Source organism: Arthrobacter silviterrae (assembly GCF_011045165.1).
GTDB lineage: Bacteria > Actinomycetota > Actinomycetes > Actinomycetales > Micrococcaceae > Specibacter > Specibacter silviterrae.
This window is the reverse complement of the sequence record NZ_JAAKZI010000068.1, coordinates 1-3,395: the sequence shown is the minus strand read 5'-3', so window position 1 is coordinate 3,395 and position 3,395 is coordinate 1. Positions and strand designations below refer to the sequence as shown.

Here is a 3,395-nt window from a genome sequence, read left to right as displayed (position 1 = left end):
TCCTATGCCGACCTCCGGACTATGCCGATGACTCTGGTGACGGCGCAGGTCATTGGTACTGCTGAGGTTCGAAAGGTCGGCATAGTCACAGGGATGTCAGCCAGGCCAGGATGTCGGGTTCTGGTTGGTATGTTCCGGGCTTGACGTTGGGTGGTCTGGTCCGGTCGATGGCGGCTTGCTTGATGGCCATGTCGGCGTGCAGGTAGGCGTCGGTGCTGTGGGTGTCGGCGTGTCCGAGCCAGAGCGCGATGACGGAAACGTCGACTCCGGCGGCAAGGAGATTCATCGCTGTAGTGTGCCGCAGGGTGTGCATGGTGACGTGTTTGGCGGCGAGGCTGGGGCACATGGTCGTTGCGGTGGTGAGGTGTTTGGCCAGGCGGTGCTCGAGCGCGTCGCGGGACAGGGGTTGCCCGTGGGGGCCACAGAATAGTGCGGTTCCTGGAAGGGTGCTGCGTTCGGTGAGGTAGTTCTTCATCGTGCTCACGGTGGTTCGAGTCAACGGGGTGATGCGTTGGTGTCGCCCTTTGCCGGTGCATGCGATGTGGGGACCGGTGCCGAGATGGATGTCGTCGTGGGTCAATGAGCAGATCTCACTGATCCGAAGGCCGGTCTGCACTGTCATCGTCAGTATGGCGTGGTCACGTCGTCCGGTCCAGGTCTGCTGGTTGGGCGCGGTGAGCAGGGCGTTGACCTCGCTTGGAGAGAGGAATTCAACGACTGGCCTTGTCGTGCGTTTAGGAGGGATCGCGAGGACTTGTGTGATCGTCGCGGCGTATTCGGGGTGGTCGGGCAGAGCTCTGCCGAGCACGGCGCGGATCGCGGTCAAGCGAACGTTTCGGGTCTTGGCGCTGTTGCCACGCTCTTGCTCGAGATGGTCGAGAAACGCGGTGACGTTGGTCGCGGTGACGGCATCGAAGTCGAGCGCGTCGGCGGGAACCCCGAGCGTCGCTGTCAGATACTTCAGGAGCGTCCGCCACGTGTCGCGGTAGGAAGCAATGGTGTTGGTAGAGAGGTCCCGCTGGGCGTGGGCGAAGGTAGTGAAGTAGGTTTGCAGGCTGATGGCCAAGGCGTTCATGAAGTTTCTCCTTCGGGAATGGGTTCGAGCATGCCGGCGGCCAGGGCCATGAGTTCCCCTGTCGCCGTCAGGTACCAGTAGGTGTGGGCGGGGTCGGAATGCCCCAGCCAGGTGGCGAGTAACGACAGCACCCGGTCGGGGTCACCACCGTGGGCGTAGGCCGCGGTCATGTGCGCGGTGGCGAAGGTGTGCCGCAGGTCGTGGAGCCGAGGGCGTGCTCTGCCGCGCGGGGTGAGTCCGGCAGTATCTCGGACTCGTTTGAACAGGGACTGGAATGACACGTAGACGTATCTGGTCCCCTTGGAGGTCACGAAGACCGGGCCGTGTGGATCGGGGTGCGTGGCCGTCCTGGCGGGCAGGACGATGTACTCCCTGAGAGCGGCCGTTGTCGAGGGGTGCACGGGAACGAGGCGCTCATCAGACTTCGCGGCCTTGATCACCAGCACATTGTTTTCCTGATCAATGTCATCAATCAGGAGGTTCAGTGCTTCACTGATCCGCAGGCCCGTGGCAGCCAGCAGGCCGATGACGGTGCGTACCGTCGCAACGACCCGTTCGTCGGTGAACTCAGCGTCGCAGGAGGCAAGCAATGCATCGAGGTCCTCTTGGCTATAGATGAACGGCACCGCGCGGGGCTTCTTCGCCGGAAGCAAGCCAGTGGGGATGACCGGAACATCAACACCATTCGCGTTGAGGTAGGCGGCAAAGCGACGCACCAAGGATAGTCGGGTCGCCCACCACGAGGGGTGGGCATCGGGGTTGAGACGGGCCCATGTCACGGCGTCCTCGATGCTGAAGGTCTGCGTCTGTCCGTGATCTTCGAGCCATGTGCAGAACAGTCCTACCTGCCGCTCGATCTCGTTGAGCTGGAACCCGAGCGCCCGGCGCATCACCAGATACTCCTCCAAGCGTTCGCGCAACGTTGTCATCGCGGCACCTGCCCGAACGGGACGACCAACTCACGCAGCGATGCGAGGTCGACCTTCGCGTAGGCCATCGTGGTGGCGGTATAGACGTGGCCCAGTAGCTCCTTGGCCTCGGATAAGGAACCACCCCCGGCCATGACGTTCATCGCGGCGGTGTGCCGCAGCCGGTGCGCATGGATCTGGTCGATCCCCGCATCATTCGACAACCGGGCGATGATCCCTGAGATCGCCGAGGGCGTCATCATTCGCCGCGGAGCCCTCATCCGCACGAACACAGCCCGATCCAGAGCTGGCGGTCGAAGTCTCAGCCACGCCGTCAGCGCCTCACCCACATCGACCGGCAAGGGCAGCGTGTGCTCGCGGCCCTTGCCTGCAACCGTGACCCTTCCACCGGCCCAGTCGATATCGTCGAGCCTCAGACGCGCGGCCTCGCCAGCACGCAAACCCAGCCGCACGAGGATCATCACCACCGCCCGGTCCCTCGCCCCAATCACGGTGCCCGGGTCACCCGCGGCCAGCAAAGCCGCGATCTGCTCGGCGCTGACACCTCGAGGCAAAGACCTTCGCGTCCCAGGAGGCTTGAGGATCCCGGCGGTCAGGTCCCGGTCGAGATAACCAGCACTCAAAGCCCACCGCAGCAGGCAACCGACAGCATCGACGATATGAGCGCGGGTAACAACGCCGTAGGGGCGTCCACGAACAGTGACGTACTCGTTAACGACCGCCGCATCGAGATGGCACCACCCCATGGTCCCATCCACCGTTGTGACCTCATCCAGGAGTCCGGCAGCGAAGTGGCAGCGGGCATCGATCGTCTTTTCGGTCAGACCGCGCTGATCTCTCATCCACGAACACCACTGGATCACCGCCGCCTGGGCCGCCGTGGCCGGACACGCTTCCGCCTTAGCCACGCCCAGATATCCGCCGGCCGTCAAGAACCTGCGCATTGCGCCCATCGAGTCCTTCACCGTGAAGCACACGAAATCTCTTGAACGCTCCGCCGCGACGAACCGGTCGAGCAATTCCCCGTCGATCTCATCGCCCCCGGCGTCCACGTCCCGCATCCACAAGCTCAGCCGCTTCAGCAAGTTCACGATCCCAGCCGCTGACCCCGGTGAATACCCTTGGGCGGCCAACCACCCCGAGCACTCCTCAACCATTGGCACCAAGGGGCCCGCCGGAACCCGCGGAATCCGATCCGCGTGCGGCCGGGCCGTCGGCGATCTCTTCGTCACGAACCTCACCTCCAGACACTCCGTGTCTCAAGGGTGGCCCCGATTACGTGACTATGCCGACCTTTCGAACCTCAGCAGTACCAATGACCTGCGCCATTGCCGAATCATCGGCATAGTCCGGAGGTCGGCATAGGACATTTAATGCCGATGTCGGCATTA

Annotated in this window: 3 protein-coding genes; all 3 read right to left on the bottom strand. The window is 63.4% G+C overall.

Going from position 1 to position 3,395, the window contains the following annotated elements; translation table 11 throughout:
- Positions 1-85 precede the first annotated feature (85 nt).
- The 3 genes from G6N77_RS19350 to G6N77_RS19340 are packed head-to-tail and all read right to left on the bottom strand — an operon-like array spanning position 86 to position 3,095.
- On the bottom strand, positions 86-1,075 hold the full coding sequence (locus tag G6N77_RS19350; RefSeq protein ID WP_165183802.1) for a tyrosine-type recombinase/integrase: 990 nt from the start codon (positions 1,073-1,075) through the stop codon (positions 86-88).
- Entirely contained in the window at positions 1,072-2,004 is a 933-nt protein-coding gene (locus G6N77_RS19345) for a tyrosine-type recombinase/integrase (protein ID WP_165183801.1), read from the bottom strand. Before G6N77_RS19345 ends, G6N77_RS19350 begins: the two co-directional genes overlap by 4 nt.
- A complete protein-coding gene (locus G6N77_RS19340) occupies positions 2,001-3,095 on the bottom strand; it encodes a tyrosine-type recombinase/integrase (protein ID WP_205678450.1) in 1,095 nt (364 codons plus the stop codon). The genes G6N77_RS19345 and G6N77_RS19340 overlap by 4 nt, the downstream gene beginning before the upstream one ends.
- Positions 3,096-3,395 lie beyond the last annotated feature (300 nt).

Bases quoted from the DNA above. Each gene is read 5' to 3' on its own strand.
- G6N77_RS19350 (WP_165183802.1), bottom strand. From the start codon at position 1,075: ATGAACGCCTTGGCCATCAGCCTGCAAACCTACTTCACTACCTTCGCC.
- G6N77_RS19345 (WP_165183801.1), bottom strand. From the start codon at position 2,004: ATGACAACGTTGCGCGAACGCTTGGAGGAGTATCTGGTGATGCGCCGG.